15 protein-coding genes and 1 tRNA gene are annotated in these 16,739 nt (G+C 32.5%); 10 read left to right on the forward strand and 6 right to left on the reverse strand.

What is annotated here, in order from left to right; all coding sequences use genetic code 11:
* The 10 genes from murD to OZP06_RS10650 all read left to right on the forward strand — a co-directional run bounded on the left by murD (position 1) and on the right by OZP06_RS10650 (position 11,273).
* Entirely contained in the window at positions 1-1,332 is a 1,332-nt protein-coding gene (gene murD / locus OZP06_RS10605; protein WP_269221819.1) for a UDP-N-acetylmuramoyl-L-alanine--D-glutamate ligase, read from the forward strand.
* Between the two features lie 87 nt (positions 1,333-1,419).
* The gene (locus OZP06_RS10610; protein ID WP_269221820.1) at positions 1,420-2,739 is read left to right on the forward strand and encodes an FtsW/RodA/SpoVE family cell cycle protein; all 1,320 of its coding nucleotides are present in this window, start codon (positions 1,420-1,422) and stop codon (positions 2,737-2,739) included.
* An 88-nt stretch (positions 2,740-2,827) separates the two neighbouring features.
* A complete protein-coding gene (gene murG / locus OZP06_RS10615; RefSeq protein ID WP_269221821.1) occupies positions 2,828-3,922 on the forward strand; it encodes an undecaprenyldiphospho-muramoylpentapeptide beta-N-acetylglucosaminyltransferase in 1,095 nt (364 codons plus the stop codon).
* A 39-nt stretch (positions 3,923-3,961) separates the two neighbouring features.
* Positions 3,962-5,311, forward strand: a complete 1,350-nt coding sequence (gene murC, locus OZP06_RS10620) for a UDP-N-acetylmuramate--L-alanine ligase (protein WP_269221822.1) — start codon at positions 3,962-3,964, stop codon at positions 5,309-5,311.
* Positions 5,298-6,020, forward strand: a complete 723-nt coding sequence (locus tag OZP06_RS10625) for a cell division protein FtsQ (RefSeq protein WP_269221823.1) — start codon at positions 5,298-5,300, stop codon at positions 6,018-6,020. Before murC ends, OZP06_RS10625 begins: the two co-directional genes overlap by 14 nt.
* A 6-nt stretch (positions 6,021-6,026) precedes the next feature.
* On the forward strand, positions 6,027-7,418 hold the full coding sequence (ftsA, locus tag OZP06_RS10630; protein ID WP_281237917.1) for a cell division protein FtsA: 1,392 nt from the start codon (positions 6,027-6,029) through the stop codon (positions 7,416-7,418).
* An 89-nt stretch (positions 7,419-7,507) separates the two neighbouring features.
* Complete coding sequence (gene ftsZ, locus OZP06_RS10635; protein WP_269221824.1) at positions 7,508-9,448, forward strand: cell division protein FtsZ; 1,941 nt, start codon at positions 7,508-7,510, stop codon at positions 9,446-9,448.
* A gap of 347 nt (positions 9,449-9,795) precedes the next feature.
* Positions 9,796-10,245 carry a GatB/YqeY domain-containing protein gene (locus OZP06_RS10640; RefSeq protein WP_269221825.1) on the forward strand — a complete coding sequence of 150 codons (450 nt, stop codon included), beginning with the start codon at positions 9,796-9,798 and terminating at the stop codon, positions 10,243-10,245.
* A 64-nt stretch (positions 10,246-10,309) separates the two neighbouring features.
* Positions 10,310-10,383, forward strand: a tRNA-Arg gene (locus OZP06_RS10645).
* Between the two features lie 77 nt (positions 10,384-10,460).
* Positions 10,461-11,273 carry a zinc-dependent peptidase gene (locus tag OZP06_RS10650; RefSeq protein ID WP_269221826.1) on the forward strand — a complete coding sequence of 271 codons (813 nt, stop codon included), beginning with the start codon at positions 10,461-10,463 and terminating at the stop codon, positions 11,271-11,273.
* Between the two features lie 33 nt (positions 11,274-11,306).
* On the opposite strand, the gene OZP06_RS10655 is transcribed toward OZP06_RS10650, so the two are convergent.
* The 6 genes from OZP06_RS10655 to OZP06_RS10680 form a co-directional block, all read right to left on the reverse strand.
* On the reverse strand, positions 11,307-11,738 hold the full coding sequence (locus OZP06_RS10655; RefSeq protein ID WP_281323699.1) for a GPW/gp25 family protein: 432 nt from the start codon (positions 11,736-11,738) through the stop codon (positions 11,307-11,309).
* 11 nt (positions 11,739-11,749) lie between these two features.
* On the reverse strand, positions 11,750-12,463 hold the full coding sequence (locus OZP06_RS10660) for a hypothetical protein (protein WP_281323700.1): 714 nt from the start codon (positions 12,461-12,463) through the stop codon (positions 11,750-11,752).
* 55 nt (positions 12,464-12,518) lie between these two features.
* A complete protein-coding gene (locus OZP06_RS10665; protein WP_281323701.1) occupies positions 12,519-13,055 on the reverse strand; it encodes a hypothetical protein in 537 nt (178 codons plus the stop codon).
* Positions 13,056-13,240: 185 nt separating this feature from the next.
* Entirely contained in the window at positions 13,241-14,560 is a 1,320-nt protein-coding gene (locus tag OZP06_RS10670; protein ID WP_269224598.1) for a DUF5458 family protein, read from the reverse strand.
* A gap of 67 nt (positions 14,561-14,627) precedes the next feature.
* Entirely contained in the window at positions 14,628-15,077 is a 450-nt protein-coding gene (locus OZP06_RS10675; protein ID WP_269221830.1) for a hypothetical protein, read from the reverse strand.
* A gap of 327 nt (positions 15,078-15,404) precedes the next feature.
* Positions 15,405-16,415 carry a hypothetical protein gene (locus tag OZP06_RS10680; protein ID WP_269221831.1) on the reverse strand — a complete coding sequence of 337 codons (1,011 nt, stop codon included), beginning with the start codon at positions 16,413-16,415 and terminating at the stop codon, positions 15,405-15,407.
* Positions 16,416-16,739 lie beyond the last annotated feature (324 nt).

Genomic DNA, 16,739 nt, shown 5'->3' on the forward strand with positions numbered 1-16,739 from the left:
ATGAGACTAGTGATATTAGGAGGAGGAGAAAGCGGTGTTGGTACTGCTATTCTTGGGAAGAAAAAAGGATATGATGTTTTTGTTTCTGATTTTGGAAAAATAAAAGAAAGTTATAAAGAGGTTCTTATTATTAACGGAATTGCTTGGGAAGAGGGAAAACATACAGAAGAGTTGGTTTTGAATGCCGATATCGTGATGAAAAGTCCCGGTATTCCAGATAAATCTCCAATAGTCAAACAGTTAAAAAGTAAAGGGATTTCGATAATTTCTGAAATTGAATTTGCAGCTCCTTTTACAAACGCAGTTACCATTGGGATAACTGGAAGTAATGGTAAAACAACCACAACAATGTTAACGTACCATTTGTTGAAAACCGCTGGGTTGAATGTTGGTTTAGCTGGAAATGTTGGTAAAAGTTTTGCATGGCAAGTTGCTGATAATGATTTTGATTTTTATGTTATTGAGTTGAGTAGTTTTCAGTTGGATGGTATTATAACGTATAAACCACATATTGCAATTTTAACTAATATTAGTCCGGATCATTTGGATCGATATGAATATAAATATCAAAATTACATTGAGTCTAAGTTTCGAATAACGATGAATCAAACAGAGGAAGATTTCCTTATTTATGATGCAAATGATGAAGCCATTTTAGAATGGTTAAGTAAAAATAAAGTGAAAGCCCAATTAATTCCTTTTTCGTTAACCGACGAATTCAAACAAGGAGCTTATATAAAAAATAATAAAATGGAAGTAAGGATTAATCAAGAAGAGTTTACAATGGACACGGAATACATCGCATTGGAAGGAAAACATAATTTGAAAAATGCAATGGCAGCAACTTCAGTAGCAAAGATTTTGCAAATTAGAAAGGAAACGATTCGTGAAAGTTTATCTAATTTTCAAGGAGTTGAACATCGCTTGGAAAAAGTGTTGAAAATTCAAAATGTTCAATACATAAACGATTCTAAAGCTACAAATGTAAATTCTGTATTCTTTGCTTTAGACAGTATGAATACTCCTACAGTTTGGATAGTAGGGGGTGTTGATAAAGGGAATGATTATCATGAATTAATGTCTTTAGTGCGTGAAAAAGTAAAAGCAATTATTTGTTTAGGTGTGGATAACAAAAAAATAATTGATGCTTTTGGGAACGTAGTAGATATTATGGTAGAAGTAAACAGTATGAATGAAGCCGTTCGTATGGCTCAACGTTTATCTGAAAAAGGAGATACAGTATTATTGTCACCGGCTTGTGCCAGTTTTGATTTGTTTGAAAGCTATGAAGATAGAGGAAGACAATTCAAGCAAGCGGTAAAGAATTTATAAAAGGAAAGAGTTTAACAGTTAAAAGTTTAAGGTTGATGTCACTCAACTTTATACTTTAAACAAAATAAACCTTTAAACAAAAATATCATGAAAGAACTAATTAACAAGCTAAAAGGGGATAAAGGTATTTGGTCATTCGTGGCCTTATTGGGCCTATTTTCCTTTATGCCCGTTTTTAGTGCAAGTAGTAATCTAGCTTATCTCGGTCATGGTACAGGAAATACTTTGGGGTATTTGGTGAAGCATTTTGCACATATCTGTATTGGCTTTTTAATTATTTATTGGGTTCATAAAATTCCGTATCTCTATTTTCGAGCAATTTCAAAAGTTGGTCTGCCTATCGTTTGGATTTTGTTAGCCTACACTTTGGTAAAAGGAACTGTAATTGCGGGAGCCAATGCCAGCCGTTGGATTCAAATACCTTTTATAGGTTTATCTTTTCAAACCTCAACTGTGGCCGCAATCATCTTGTTTATTTTCGTGGCTCGTTATTTGTCTAAGACAAGAGAAAATCCTATTACTTTTAAATCCTCTTTGTGGGAGTTATGGCTTCCGGTATTTATTACTTTGATCTTTATATTACCAGCCAATTTTTCTACCACAGCTTTGATTTTTTCGATGGTAATTATGATCGTTTTTATTGGAAGATACCCGATAAAGTATATTTGTTTTATCGTTGGAACCGGTGTGTTGTTTTTGACATTTTTTATTTTAATAGCTAAAGCTTTTCCTGATTCTAGATTTTTTAGTAGAGTAGGAACTTGGGGAAGCCGAATTGAAAATTTCACAAGTAACAAAGCAGATGAAGATGATTATCAAATTGAAAAAGCTAAAATAGCGATTGCCTCAGGTCAAATTTATGGTTTAGGGCCAGGTAAAAGCGTACAGAAAAATTTCTTACCACAATCTTCATCCGATTTTATTTATGCTATAATTGTAGAGGAATATGGGCTTGTAGGTGGAGTTGGGGTTTTGGTTTTGTATTTACTTTTGTTATTTCGTTTTGTGGTTGCATCGCACAAAGCCAATACTCTTTTTGGAAAATTAGTGGTTGTAGGGCTGGGTTTTCCCATGATTTTTCAAGCAATGATTAATATGGCAGTTGCCGTTGAATTATTGCCCGTTACTGGACAAACACTGCCGTTAATAAGTAGTGGAGGAAGTTCCATTTGGATGACTTGTTTCGGACTCGGAATAATTTTAAGCGTTACCAAAAAAGAAGAAGAAATTGCACAAGAAAAATTAGAAAAAGAAAAAAGGGATGAAGTACTTCAAAGATTGATTGATAAAGAAATCGAAACTAATCTTGAAGAATCTGATTTTAAAAACGAAAAAAATAATATTGAGATAAATGATTATTCGATTTCGGATAATTCTTCAAATCCAATGAATGCTGTTTTGAAATAACTGAATTTATTTGATTTAGTTATTTTTAAAATACAATTATTTACAGTTTAAAGTTATACACAAGCATCAATTTATAAAATTTTTCAAAATGGCCAAGCATAAATTTATCTTAAGTGGAGGAGGTACAGGAGGACATATTTATCCTGCAATTGCCATAGCAAATGAATTGCAATTTCGATTTCCAGATTCAGAGATTTTGTTTGTTGGAGCCAAAGACAAAATGGAAATGCAAAAAGTGCCTCAGGCAGGTTACAAAATAAAAGGGTTGTGGATTGCTGGATTGCAAAGAAAATTAACCATTCAGAATGCAATGTTTCCTTTTAAATTAATCCATAGTTTATGGGAATCACGAAAAATTCTAAAAGAATTTAAACCCGACGTTGTCATTGGAACTGGAGGTTTTGCAAGTGGTCCATTGCTTAAGGTGGCCAATAGCATGAATATACCAACTGTTATTCAAGAACAAAATTCATATCCAGGTATTACCAACAAATTATTAAGTAAAAAAGCCAATTGTATTTGTGTGGCTTATGATAATTTGGAATCATTTTTCCCTAAAGAAAAAATGATTTTAACTGGAAATCCTGTTCGTCAGGATTTAATGGATATTTCTTCGAAACGTACAGAAGCAATTCAATATTTTAAATTGGATACAAACAAAAAGACACTTTTGGTTTTAGGCGGTAGTCTTGGTGCTAGAAGGATTAATCAATTGATTGAAAAAGAACTAGATAATCTGCTTTCCTTAAATGTTCAAATTATTTGGCAATGTGGTAAATTTTATTTTGATGAATATCAAAAGTACAATAAATACAATGTTCAAGTTGTTCCTTTTATAGAAAGAATGGATTTGGTATATGCTGCTGCTGATATAATTATTTCTCGTGCAGGTGCTTCTTCTGTTTCAGAATTATGTTTGGTTGCTAAACCGGTTATTTTTATTCCATCACCAAACGTGGCAGAAGATCATCAAACTAAAAATGCTCAAGCTATAGTTGATAAAAAAGGGGCTATTTTATTAAAAGAATCCCAGTTGGAAGATGATTTTATGATCGTTTTCGAATCTTTAATTAAAGATATTGGGAAACAACAGTTTCTAGGCAAGAGTATGAAGAAATTAGCAAAACCAAATGCAACGATTCAAATTGTGGATGAAATTGTTAAATTGATTGGTAAAAGCTGAAAATGAAGAATAGGTTGTAATAATCTAAATAAAGATAAAATGAATTTAAATCAAATTAAAAACGTCTATTTTATTGGTATCGGTGGTATCGGAATGAGTGCTTTGGCTCGGTATTTCAAAGCCATTGGAAAACAAGTTTCGGGTTACGATAAAACGCCTTCTATACTGACAAGTGAGTTGATAGAAAGCGGAATTGATATTCATTTTGAAGATAATATAGCCAGTATTCCGAATGATTTCTACGTTGAAAATACTTTAGTGATTATTACTCCAGCAGTACCTGTGACCCACTCAGAGTGGAATTATTTTTTGGAACGTGATTATCAAGTAAAAAAGAGAGCGGAAGTTTTAGGTATTATCACCAAAGATACGTTTTGTTTTGCTGTGGCAGGAACGCATGGCAAAACGACGACCTCTAGTATTTTAGGACATATTTTATATGAAAGTGGTGCTGATGTAACCGCTTTTATTGGTGGAATTGTTGAGAATTATGATTCCAATTTAATAGGAAACGGGAAAACGGTTACAGTTGTTGAAGCGGATGAATTCGATCGTTCATTTTTACATTTACATCCAGATATTGCCTGTATCACTTCTATGGATGCAGATCATTTGGATATTTATGGAACTAGTGATGCTATTGAAGCTTCATTTGTAGAATTTGCTAATAAAATTGAAGACAAAAGCAACCTTTTTATTACCAACGAATTACCAATAAAAGGGGTAGTTTGTGCGGTAAATGATGAAGCAGTTTTTGAAGCTTTCAATGTAAGAATAGAAAACAGTAGTTATGTTTTTGATGTTAAAGCCCCAAACGGACTCATAAAAGATTTGCGTTTCGGATTGCCAGGTAAGCATAATTTAATGAATGCTTTGATGGCATTAGCAATGGCAATAACTTACGGCACCCCAACCGATGTTATTGCCAGAGCTTTGGTTTCGTTCAAAGGGATAAGACGTCGTTTCTCCTATCAAATAAAAGAAGAAAATTTAGTGTATATTGATGATTATGCACATCATCCTACCGAGATAAATGCTGTTCACCAGGCGGTTCGTGAATTGTATCCAGGACAAAAGGTTTTAGCTGTTTTTCAACCACATTTATTCAGTAGAACTAGAGATTTTGCTGATAATTTTGCCAAAAGTTTATCTGCTTTTGATGAAGTATTTTTGTTGGATATTTACCCGGCTCGTGAATTACCAATGGAAGGAGTTACTTCACAATGGCTTATGAATAAAATGACAAATGGACATAAAAAAATAGTTAGTAAAGAGGATTTAATTCCCGCTATTTTGGCTAATGATGCTCGTGTGATTGTTACAATTGGAGCTGGTGATTTAGGAGAAATGGTACCGTCAATTAAAAAAGCATTGTATGAAAGTCTTTAATTGGAATAATATAAGATTATTACTGATGTTTGTGTTGGTGATTTTTCTTTTTTCGTTTACATCCAAACGAAATTCTAAAAGGAAATTGATCAAAACAGAGGTGGTTTTTATAGGTGAAAACGCACTTTTTTTAAAAAACGAAACGGTTAATAAATTGTTAATAGAAAATAATTCGAATGTTACAACCATAAGAAAAGATAGGTTAGATTTGAATAAATTGGAGCTAGTATTAAATGCTCAAAAAATGATCGAGAAAGCAGATGTGTATGTGAGTATTGATGGTGTTTTAAAAGCAGTTGTAAAACAAAAGACACCTATTGCTAGGGTCTTTAATGATGAGGGTTCTTTTTATGTTGATAGTGAAGGAAATACCATGCCATTATCGTCAAATTTTACAGCTCGAGTTCCACTTGTTTCTGGGGAGATAAACAAGAAAAACAACAAAGATTTATTTAAATTATTTAAAATAATTTATGATGATGCGTTTTTAAGAAAGAACATCATTGGTATACAAATTATGCCTAATGGTAGCTTATTAATGCTCAATAGAAATTATAATTATCAAATTGATTTTGGTAGTTCGATCAATGCAGAACGAAAATTTCAAAACTATAAAGCTTTTTTTCAAAAAGTAAGTTTGGATAGTTCTTTGTATAAATATAAAAAAATAGATCTCAGATTTACGGAACAAGTAGTTTGCACAAAATAATAGAAAATGGAAAAAGAGAATATTGCAGTAGGTCTAGATATTGGGACGACTAAAATTGTTGCCATGATTGGCAAAAAAAATGAATATGGAAAACTTGAAATTTTAGGTGTTGGTAAATCTAAAAGCTTGGGTGTGTCAAGAGGTGTTGTAAATAATATTACTCAGACAATACAGTCCATTCAACAAGCAATTCTTGAAGCAGAGAATAATTCAGGTTATAAAATAAAAGATGTTGTAGTTGGTATAGCAGGACAGCACATACGAAGTATTCAACATAGTGATTACATCAGCAGAAGTAATCCAGAAGAAGTAATCGGAGGAAATGATATTGATTTGCTAATCAATCAAGTTCACAAATTGGCTATGTTGCCAGGAGAAGAAATTATTCATGTTTTGCCTCAAGAATTCAAAATTGATGGGCAGTCCGATATTAAAGAACCTATCGGGATGTATGGTGGAAGGCTTGAAAGTAGTTTTCATGTTGTCGTAGGACAAGCTGCGTCTATCAGAAACGTAGGTAGGTGTATTCAAAGTTCAGGTATTGAATTGTCAGGCTTAACATTAGAACCTTTAGCATCTTCCGATGCAGTTTTAAGTCAGGAAGAGAAAGAAGCAGGTGTTGCCTTAATCGATATAGGAGGAGGTACTACGGATTTGGCTATTTTTAAAGATGGCATAATTCGACATACTGCCGTAATTCCTTTTGGAGGAAATGTTATCACTGATGATATAAAAGAAGGTTGTTCGATAATAGAGAAACAAGCAGAGTTATTGAAAGTTAAATTTGGTTCTGCTTGGCCAGGTGAAAATAAAGACAATGAAATAGTTTCAATTCCTGGATTAAGAGGGAGAGAACCGAAAGAAATTTCGTTGAAGAATCTTTCAAAAATAATCAATGCACGAGTTGTCGAGATAATTGAACAAGTTTTTACCGAAGTGAGAGCCTATGGACATGAAGATCCACGTAAAAAATTAATTGCAGGTATAGTTCTTACTGGAGGAGGCGCACAATTGAAACATATCAAGCAATTGGTGGAATATATAACGGGAATGGATACAAGAATAGGTTACCCAAATGAGCATTTGGCGGGTAATTCTGATGAAGAAATTTCAAGTCCATTGTATGCAACAGCAGTAGGATTGGTTATGAATAGCATAGAAAACAACTCGCAAAGTGCTGTTAAAATGCAAGCGATACTTAGCCCTGAAAAAGTAGCATATTACAGAGAGCCTATTGTAGAAACAAAAGTAGAGTTACAAGAAGAAGTTTATGTGCAACCTGAAAAAATACTTCAGGTAGATTCTATAAAAGAAGAAACGACTGAAAACAAAATTAGAAGATCGTTTTTTGATAAATATGTGGACAGAATAAAGGATTTTTTAGACAACGCAGAATAATAATAAGAATAGAATAAGTTATCAAACCTCCTTTTTGCCCCAAGCCTAGAGTAGTTATAGATAAATAAAAAAAATTAAAAACCCATACGATGTCAAGCAACACTGAATTTGGAAGTATATCATTTGATTTGCCAAAAAATCAATCAAATGTAATCAAAGTAATAGGAGTAGGTGGAGGTGGTAGCAATGCCATTAACCACATGTTTAAACAAGGTATAAAAGGCGTTGATTTCATCGTCTGTAATACCGATTCGCAAGCATTAGAAAATAGTGCTGTGCCAAATAAAATTCAGTTAGGTGTAAATTTAACTGAAGGTCTTGGTGCTGGAGCAAATCCAGACATAGGCCATCAATCTGCTATTGAAAGTATTGCCGATATTGAAAAAATGTTGGATAGAAATACAAAAATGGTTTTTATCACTGCTGGAATGGGTGGTGGAACAGGTACTGGTGCTGCGCCAGTAATTGCTCAATTAGCAAAAGAAAGAGATATTCTTACAGTTGGTATTGTGACCTTACCATTCTTGTTTGAAGGTAAAGTACGTCAAGAACAAGCTTTAATTGGTATAGAAAAATTACGCAAACAAGTTGATTCTTTAATCGTAATCAATAATAATAAATTAAGAGAAGTGTATGGAAATCTTGGTTTCAAAGCTGGATTTTCTAAAGCAGATGAAGTATTGGCAACAGCCTCAAGAGGAATTGCCGAAGTAATTACACATCACTACACTCAAAATATCGATTTACGTGATGCCAAAACAGTATTGTATAATAGTGGTACTGCTATTATGGGATCTTCTGTTTCTTCTGGAGAAAATAGAGCAAAAGAAGGAATTGTTTCTGCTTTAGATTCACCTCTTTTAAATGATAATAAAATAACGGGTGCCAAAAACGTATTGTTGCTTATCGTTTCTGGTTCTAATGAAATTACAATCGACGAAATTGCCGAAATTAATGAGCATATTCAATTCGAAGCTGGTTCTAATGCCAATATTATCATGGGTGTTGGTGAAGACGAAACGCTAGGCGATGCCGTTGCAATTACAATTATAGCTACCGGTTTTAATGTAGAACAACAAAATGAAATCGTAAATGTTGAGCCTAAAAAGATTATTCATACTTTAGGAGAGGATCAAAAAGGTGTTTTTGATTTAACCAAAAATACTGTTGCTGGATTTAATTTAAATAGTGAATTACCAGTTTCTAATACTGAGGAAAGAATAGTTTTCGATCTAGTTGAAGATATAACGATTCCTGAACCTGTGGTTGCAGCAATAAACGAAGATGAATTAATTGGAATGTCTGAATTTATTAAAAATTTAGATGTTACTTTCGAAATTGTTTCTCCAATGAAAGAAATCGATTTTATAGTAACAAATCCTGTAGTAGAGCAAATTAGAGAAGTGAGGTCTGAGTCAATTCGATTTGAGGAAAAACAAGAACAAGTTTCATTTTCTTTTGATTTACCTTTGATTACTCCAGAGCCGGTTCAGCCAAAAGTAGATTCTAATTTCTTGTTCGAATTGACAAATGAAACACGTGAGATAAATGTTGTTCAGCCCGTTCAGTTTGTTCCTGTAACCGAATTATCTGAGAATGGTATTATAAAATACTCACTTGAAGAATATATGGAAGTAGAGAATGAATTGTTAGAATGTAAACCTACAGCCAAAGTAATTGAAGAAGTAATTCCAGCTGAATTGAATATTACAATGAAGCAAGTGTCCGCTACTCCAGCAGAGATACCTGTTTTAGAAAATAATTCTCCAGTTGATATGACAATCGAAGAAACATTGAGATTCAGAGCAGAAGAGAGAAGAAGAAAATTAAAAGATTTCAATTACAAGTTTCATGATAGCGTTTCAAGAGTAGATGAATTAGAAAGAGAACCAGCTTACAAAAGATTTGGTATCGATTTGAATAATTCACCTTCTAACAATGCAACTTCAAGGATATCCGTTGGAACAGACAGTAATAATGATTTACAGTTACGTTCCAATAACTCCTATTTGCATGACAATGTAGATTAATAAATTCAAGCCATTTTTTTGAGATAACCCGAAAATTTAATTCTATTTTCGGGTTATCTTTTTGATCGTAATGCTAAAACTAGTTGTTGCTATTGCGAGTAAAATTTTCTAAATTTGTCGGGCCTTATCCAGCTGTATATTACAAGCTTTTTGTCGTAACTATTTTTTCTTAGAACAAGAAAGTCCCGATAACTATCGGTATCAGTCGCTTTTCTAGTTCCAGAAAAAATTAGTTTCTCCCAAAAAGGCTTTTCATTACCATCTGGGGCAGTAAAAAAGTATTCAGATTGCAGTATTCAGATTGTAGTTTGAATCTAAATTCAACAATTTAAAATCTAAAATATATTATGAGTTTATCAGTACAAATCATGGACGAAATCAAAACCGCCATGAGAGCCAAAGATACAGTAGCATTAGAAGCATTAAGAGCTATTAAATCCGAAATGTTATTAGCGCAAACAGCTTCAGGATCCAAAGAAGAAATAACAGCTGATGAAGAGATTAAATTACTTCAAAAATTAGTTAAAACACGTAAAGAAAGCGCTAGAATTTTCACAGAACAAAATCGTTTGGATTTAGCTGAACCAGAATTGGCACAAATAGCAGTAATCGAAAAATTCTTGCCAGCACAATTAAGTGAAGCCGAAGTAGAAGTAGTGATTGCGAAAATTATTGCTGAAACAGGTGCATCAGGTATTGCATCAATGGGAAAAGTAATGGGCTTAGCGGCTGCTCAACTTGGAGGAACTGCCGAAGGAAAAACCATTTCTACCATCGTGAAGAAATTATTGACTTAAAAAATGGTTATTGATTGCAGGTTTTAAATCTAAAGTCTGCAATCATAAATCTAAAATGTATACCGACTGCGTAGTTCAACTGGATAGAATATCAGATTTCGACTCTGAGGGTTGCAGGTTCGAACCCTGCCGTGGTCACGATCAGAAAGCAAAATTGTAGTACTTTACAGTTTTGCTTTTTTTATTACTTAATATCAAATAGTTCTGTTTTTTTTATGCAAAATATCGCACTCCTTTTTACTATTATGGTTTTTGTTTTGGCTTTTGGTCTTTTACTTCGGGTGTTGTTTAGGATTGTAGAATATTGTTACGGTTTGTTATTTGACAAACCTGTTTTTGTACATTTTTGTCCTTTTCCCAAAAAAATAAGTCCAATTGCAATTGATTTTCTTACCAATGAGTTCACCTTTTACAACAACTTATCAGATAAAAATAAGGTTTATTTTGAACATCGAGTTGCTCGTTTTTTAGATAATTACGAATTTGTAAGTCGCGATAGTTTTGTAATTACAGAAGAAGTAAAAGTCCATATTGCAGCCACAATTACTATGTTGTCTTTTGGTATGAGACAATATCTTTGTAACGTTTTTGATAAAATTATTATTTACCCATCCGTCTATTATTCAAATTTATCCAAACAATACCCTAAAGGGGAGTTTAATCCCAATGCAAGAGCAGTAGTTTTTTCTTGGGAAGATTTCCAAAAAGGATTTGATATAACCAACGATAATTTGAATCTTGGAATACATGAATTTGCACACGTGCTGCACCATCAGGGAATGCGCAGTAATGATATTAGTGCACTACTTTTTGCTAGAATGTATACTGAAATAAATGAGGAAGTAAGTATTCCAAACGTTAGAGAACAATTAATAGCATCCGAGTATTTCAGGATTTATGCATTTACAAATCAGTTTGAATTTTTAGCGGTAATCCTAGAGAATTTTTTTGAAACACCATTGGAGTTCGAAAAGCAATTTCCCAATCTTTATAACAAAGTGAGCCTGATGTTGAATCAAAAGCATTAAATGTTTTTAGTTTTGAAATTGATAGTCTTAGTTCTATTTGTATGATAAAGGTCCCACAAAGAAATAACCTCTAAAATCAAAAGGTCTGTTTGTGCTTTTTACGGTAGCTTCAATAATGATATCGACTCTTTTTTTGGCTCTATTGACATCTTTTACCGTGTATTTTGTTTCGGATAATTCAATTTTTATTTCATTGACTTTTATTCTTTCTTCGTGCTGATGCAACGATTGCTTCATGGTTTTTGAAATGATTTCTTTTAAGGTGTTTTCGTTCATCAAAAGATCAAAATCGATTTCCCATATTTTGGAACCATAGGTTTCGTCAAATTTGCATTCTCCAAAAGTAGTAGTTGCCAATAGAATTATTTGTTGGGCAATAGAATGTTCCAAAGATGTTTTTTCAAGTTCTTTTTTTTGAATTATTGTGCCAAAATCTACTGGTAATTTGTAAAATGCTCCTTTCATAAGTATTGCTTTTATAGATAAATAAGTCGATCCGTTTTTCCTTTTAGGTCAGTTTGCAAGGCTTTGGAAACTTTTTTTCGTTTCACTATATTCAGTTTTACTTTTGGTGTAAGTTTTAAAAACTTCTCCCGATAGAGTAGGTCACCAATCAATCTTTTTCCATTGTTTTCGTCAACTATGATAAAATAACTGATCCCTTTTTGCATTTGTAACAAATTAATATCTCCAGCAAAAAGCTGTATGGTTTGATTGTCTTTCTCAAAAGTATAAGTCAGTTCGTCTGAATTGAGTTTTCTATATCGAGAAATATCAAAAGTTTCGATTTCTTCCTTCAATGGTTCAAAGGGAATGTTTTCGAATAAGAAATTTTTTGGTGCTAAAAATTTTAATCCCAAGAAACTCCAAATACTTTTTTTGGTGATTTGTTCTTTATAAATAAAGGTATCTCGGGTTACTTTATAAATTTCTTTTTCATTGGTTTTATCATCCGTAAGAATCATTTGATAGGTTGGAATCTCAATTTTGGATGGGATTTCGGAATTAGTCTGATGTGTTTTAAGGTAAATCGTACCCACTTCTTGTTCTGAAATTGTAATGCTAATCGTGTGTTTTATCAAGGCAGAATCGGTTCGTACAATCACTTTTCCTTCTCCAGAACCGGCATAAAATACCGATCCATCATTGTCTGTAAGTCCAAGGGATAGATTCAATTGTGGAATTGGCATATTTTAAGTGTTTTTATTAGAAAAGGTTTGTTTCTATTACTGGAAGTTTTAGAAATTAATCATTTTTGACTTTGTAATACTTCAAACAGGTTAAATACTCTCTTAAAAGTTTGTTGTCGGCATCTGTTGGGCTGAACTCGTAATCTTTATTTAGAGTAAAAAGCTTTATTTTATTGACCATGTGGCTTCTTATTTTTGTAATTTCACGTACACTCAATTCGAGTACTACATTTCCATCACAGTTTACTTTGAGTTGGTTTTTTAAACTCAAAATTTCTCCATCTTCAAAATAAAGTTCTAGGGGTTGTTCTTGCTTGACACAGGTATTATCTGTAAATATTTTGAAAAACAAAAATACATTTCCTTTTCTCTTTCCAAGTTGAAGTGTTGCATATTCGGCACTTTCATTATATACTCTTAAAAACAGAGGAGGGACACTTGCAAAATGCTTACCGTCGAGTAGTAATTCATTTTGAGTTATAGGACAATTGATGTCGTCTAAGGGATGGCTTTTTTTCTTTTTTTGAGCTTGTATTGCTATGGAAAAAGAAATCATTAGAATTAAAATCAAACTTTTTTGAAATGGTTTCATATGTAGATAAAATTTCTTTTTTATTGGAATATGTTATCGCTTCATCTTTATTGGTGCTTGTGACAACTTTAGTCATGGCGATTTCATTGGTTTTGAATTATGACATTTGATTTTCTTTGAAATAGTTTTTTAAAAAAAGGAAACACAAAAAATGTGTTCCCTTTTTTATAGATAAAATCAAAGGATTATTTTTGTTCGTAATCAGTATCCCATTCTGTTCCGTCATCTCCTTTGTGACCATCCATTTTGATAAGGAAGTTCTTTGCAGGAAAGTAAGGCTTCATGTGAATGTCTACATAGATTCTGTCTTTTTGGATAGGGTCTTGCTCAAAACGACGAATTTCGAAATTCTCTATCAATTTGTCTGGTCCAGTAATTCCGTCCAAGAAACTTACAATTTGTCCCATGATTTCTTTACGCGTTTTGGCTGTGAAATTTTCAAAAGCACGACGGTTAAGGAAATCCATTAAAACTTTGGTCACATAATCAAATACACGTACAACAGAATAGGTTTGCAAACCTAAGTTATCTCCGCTAAACAAAGTTTTTGCAGAAAACGCCATAACTTTACCGTACTCATTAACCATAGGAACCAATCCCATGTTTTCTAGGTTGGCAATTTCACTTTTCTTAAGGTCAAATTTCACACCGTCTACTTCGTTGATACCACCAAATTTCTTTCCAGCAGTTACTTGTGACATTAATGTTTTGTAGATTTTACCAGCAAGAGCAGCAGAGGGAGCGATGTATAAATCTTCACCTTCTCCAATTTGCTCAAAACGACCACGACCTACTAACCAGTTGCAAGTCATAATTACATTCGAACGATAAACATCACCTCCTGTTAAGTTGGCAGCGTCAAACATTTCCATAACATCATCCGGTTCGTCCAAATGTTCAAAATCGGTAACCAGCATTACTTTATTTTCGTGTGCTATTTTAGCCCATTTTTCAACTACTTTGTTGGATCCCAAATAACCAGGAATCACGACAATACCGTAGTTGTTTTTTAAATCCAAACGATCGTAGTTGTCAACCAATTCAGAATGAATGGCATCTATGAAACGAGTATTGTCAAGATCTTTTAATTGCTCAATATCGGCATTTACAATAGTGATGTTTTTTACTTTGTCGGTCTCAGTATTTTTGTAAAATAAAGAAAGTGTTCTATAAGCAGCTTCTATCTCTCTTGTGTCTTCAACCGCTTTTACAAGATTCTTTTTTAGCAATACTTCCGATTCTTTGCTTTTGTCTTCACATTGCGCAACCATGTCTGTCAACGCTTCGTTGTTGTTTAAGACAGCAACCCAAAGTTCAAGGGTTTTCATCAAAGTTTCTCTTTCTTTGGCTTTGTTTATTTCGCCCAAGAAAATTTTTCTTCTTGCTTTTCTATCTGGATTTAGGTTTTGAGTTCCTTCAATAGACATTTCCAATAAGTCGAAACCACCATATTTGGCCAATTTTTCAACACTTTTTTCTACTGAACTGGCAACTTTACGTTCCATTACTGCAACATCTCCACCATTGTCTTGAAATGCTCCTTTTGTCGTATTATCTTTCATCTGTTGGTTTTTATTTGTTGTCTTTTAATTCATTAATTAACCCGCCTAAGCTTTCTAATAATGCTTTTTTGGCATCACCGTCTTCTAGAGCTGCTTTCAAAATTTTATTCGTTTTCAATTGACGAATAATTTTTTGGTATTGGTCTTTTTCTGTTTCTAAGTCCGATAAGAAAGTGCTTTGAGCTGTAATCCCATTTACACCAAAATCTCCAAGATTTTTGAATTTCAAAGCTTCGGTTTTAGTTGCTCCTTCAGCATTTTCGAAGTTTACTTTAACCTCTGGTTTAAAGTGTTCAAAAGCTTTTTCAATACTAGTGATTCCTTCTACTAATTCTGGTTTTACAGGAGTGTCAATAGTAAGTTTTTGTGCGATAAGGGTTCTGTTTTGAGGAATTGCGCTAATGGCTTCATCAGCGTCCAATTTTACCTCATTCCCTCCAATTCCATAATTTGTTAACATAGTCTTTGTTTTTTTAAATGATTGTTTGTTTTGCTTTTTTACGGATTTATAGATTTATATTTTAAGCTGTGTTCCAGCGTATTTCAGTATGTTGTGTTTTTGGATTTTTTCTTTTTAGGCATGAGTTTCTCCTTCAGGCTTTTGGCTTGATAATTGGAATAGACAAGTTTGTGGTATTTTTGTCTGGGATCTTAATCTTTGGTGTTCTGTTTTTTAAAATAAAAAAGAACGTTTTTTTAGGGGTAATTTTCTATTTTTTGAATCCGTAGAGGATTGTTTTGTTTATTCTCTTTGTGGGTATGGATTTCAAATCTTCGTTATCGGGTCTTATTTGATATCTTCTTGTTTTGTAGAAATCATTTTCCATTTATTGTTTTTATCTAAAAGATAGATCGTTGTATTGATTTTACAACATCCGATAGGACCAGTAATTGAAATAGTTTTTTTATTAGTATTTATTTCAGAGGGGAATGGGCCATTTTGCATCGGGAAATCGGTAGCTTCAAAAAATTCGCCTTTACTGTTTTGCAAGTAAAAAGAATATAAAAAACCACCATTGCCTCCATTATCCCAGACATATGCAAAATCTTCTAATCCATCAAAATTATAATCAGCAATTATAAAATTATGATGACTTTCAATGTTTTCTTTTATATTTTTTTCGCTTTTAAAGTATGAAATGGCATCACAAGGAACATCGCTGAACATTACCCATGAACTTGGTTCAAAACGAATTTTCTGTATTTTAGTTGGTTCTGATTTTTTAATGATACTGATTTCAGCAATTAGAGGATTTGTATTTTTATCTTTATTTTCAAAATCAGTTCCTGAAATTTTAAAATCATATATTTTTGAAATATTTTTTATTTCGCATTGCATTCCTTTAGGTTTGTCTTCTTCTTCACACTTTTCTTTTTTGACATTATTTAAATGTAATTTATTAATATATACATCTCCATCATAATTGTTTAAAATCCATTTAGCAATTCCTTTTTCTATATTGATCCATTTAAATCGATAGAAAGAGGTTTCTTTTTTATCTAAATAGATATAAATTAAATTGTTTTTTTGCGCTATGTGGTCAATTTTATATTCAGAATCTTCCATCGGAGTATGATCAATTATAGATGTTTTGTTGACTGTAATTGATTTTGAAGCATCGGTACAATAAATATATTCATTGTTTTTTTTCTCTAAAAACAACCAAGTTCCAGTGTATTGGTCTATGGCTTGTATTTCTTTTTTAGGGTCTTTAATTTTATTGTCTTTTTTTTGAGAATTACATGAATTTAGTGCTAATGCATAGATTGCCAAAAGTGAAATTATTGAATTTTTCATATTTTTAATTTTTCTAATTTGTCTTAGAGCATAGGTATTTTCTATTACTAATTATTTATTTACTAATTTTTTTGTAAATTATAAATATCCTTTTCACTTCTTTTGTCTATATAGATTATATACTCCTTGTTTTTATAAACCCATAGCGCATCGTGTTTATTACAGCATGCATCGTTAGTTTTCATGAGCTATCTTTTTGTTTTTCAAAATGTCAATGAACTTTTTTATATATTCAGAATCCCTTCAGAATTGTTTTCTCTATGTTCTTTGTGGGTACGGATTACAAATCTGCGCTATTGGGTATTTAAGAACTATTTTATTTTT

The sequence above is a fragment of the Flavobacterium sp. IMCC34518 genome, from assembly GCF_027111095.2.
Taxonomy (GTDB): Bacteria; Bacteroidota; Bacteroidia; order Flavobacteriales; family Flavobacteriaceae; genus Flavobacterium; species Flavobacterium praedii.

Bases quoted from the DNA above. Each gene is read 5' to 3' on its own strand.
- OZP06_RS10640 (WP_269221825.1), top strand. From the start codon at position 9,796: ATGAGTTTATCAGTACAAATCATGGACGAAATCAAAACCGCCATGAGA.
- OZP06_RS10670 (WP_269224598.1), bottom strand. From the start codon at position 14,560: ATGGAACGTAAAGTTGCCAGTTCAGTAGAAAAAAGTGTTGAAAAATTG.
- OZP06_RS10625 (WP_269221823.1), top strand. From the start codon at position 5,298: ATGAAAGTCTTTAATTGGAATAATATAAGATTATTACTGATGTTTGTG.
- OZP06_RS10655 (WP_281323699.1), bottom strand. From the start codon at position 11,738: ATGAAAGGAGCATTTTACAAATTACCAGTAGATTTTGGCACAATAATT.
- OZP06_RS10680 (WP_269221831.1), bottom strand. From the start codon at position 16,415: ATGAAAAATTCAATAATTTCACTTTTGGCAATCTATGCATTAGCACTA.
- murD (WP_269221819.1), top strand. From the start codon at position 1: ATGAGACTAGTGATATTAGGAGGAGGAGAAAGCGGTGTTGGTACTGCT.
- ftsZ (WP_269221824.1), top strand. From the start codon at position 7,508: ATGTCAAGCAACACTGAATTTGGAAGTATATCATTTGATTTGCCAAAA.
- murC (WP_269221822.1), top strand. From the start codon at position 3,962: ATGAATTTAAATCAAATTAAAAACGTCTATTTTATTGGTATCGGTGGT.
- OZP06_RS10650 (WP_269221826.1), top strand. From the start codon at position 10,461: ATGCAAAATATCGCACTCCTTTTTACTATTATGGTTTTTGTTTTGGCT.
- OZP06_RS10610 (WP_269221820.1), top strand. From the start codon at position 1,420: ATGAAAGAACTAATTAACAAGCTAAAAGGGGATAAAGGTATTTGGTCA.
- OZP06_RS10660 (WP_281323700.1), bottom strand. From the start codon at position 12,463: ATGCCAATTCCACAATTGAATCTATCCCTTGGACTTACAGACAATGAT.
- murG (WP_269221821.1), top strand. From the start codon at position 2,828: ATGGCCAAGCATAAATTTATCTTAAGTGGAGGAGGTACAGGAGGACAT.
- ftsA (WP_281237917.1), top strand. From the start codon at position 6,027: ATGGAAAAAGAGAATATTGCAGTAGGTCTAGATATTGGGACGACTAAA.
- OZP06_RS10675 (WP_269221830.1), bottom strand. From the start codon at position 15,077: ATGTTAACAAATTATGGAATTGGAGGGAATGAGGTAAAATTGGACGCT.
- OZP06_RS10665 (WP_281323701.1), bottom strand. From the start codon at position 13,055: ATGAAACCATTTCAAAAAAGTTTGATTTTAATTCTAATGATTTCTTTT.